The 801-nt window shown below is 63.7% G+C and carries 1 protein-coding gene; it reads left to right on the top strand.

Features of this window, described 5'->3' with window-relative positions; genetic code table 11:
* Positions 1 to 50: 50 nt before the first annotated feature.
* A partial coding sequence (locus tag NZ585_14915; protein MCS7081322.1) for a caspase family protein occupies positions 51 to 801 on the top strand: 751 nt, incomplete at its 3' end.

The raw sequence follows: 801 nt of genomic DNA on the forward strand, positions 1-801 counted from the left end.
TGGTGGTGGGGAACGGCGGGTACGGCGGGGCGAATCGGTTGGAGAATGCCGTGAATGATGCGGTGGATATGGCGGAGGTGTTGGCAGGATACGGCTTTGAAGTCATCAAAGCGGTGGATGTTGGGCGCGAGGGGCTGTACCAGCAGATTCGGGCGTTTGGGCGGCGGTTGCGAGCGGGGAGCGGGTCAGAAGCGCGGGTGGTGGGGTTGTTTTACTACGCGGGACACGGGATACAGGTGGAGGGGCGGAACTACCTGGTGCCGGTGGGTGCGGAGCGGCAGATGCGGGAGGAGGAAGATGTTGGGGTGTACTGTGTGGAGGTTGGGGAGGTGCTGAAGCAGATGGGGGAAGGAGGGAGTCAGGTCAACATCGTGATTTTGGATGCGTGTCGGGACAATCCGTATGCGCGGAGTTGGCGGCGGAGCGGGGTGGATGGGTTGGCGGAGATGAGCGCGCCGAAGGGGACGCTGATGGCGTATGCGACGGATCCTGGGAAGACGGCGAAGGATGTTGGGGAGGGGCGGAACGGGTTATACACTGGGGTGTTGTTGAAGTGGTTGCGGGCGGCGCCTGAGCAAGACGTGCGGCGGTTGCTGGATGAGGTTGGGAAGGAGGTGGAGCGGAAGAGTGGTGGTAAGCAACAGCCGTGGGTGGCGTCAAAGTTGCGGGATGCGTTTTGTTTTCGGCCGGCGGAGGTCGCGGTGGGGGGCGGAGAGAAACCTGTGGAGACGCCGGTGGGGCTGGAGGTGGAGCGGGAGGTGCCGCGTGGGACGGTGGTGGTGCGAGTTGGAGAGATAGGGA

It is taken from the genome of Chloracidobacterium sp. (genome assembly GCA_025057975.1).
Classification (GTDB): Bacteria; Acidobacteriota; Blastocatellia; order Chloracidobacteriales; family Chloracidobacteriaceae; genus Chloracidobacterium.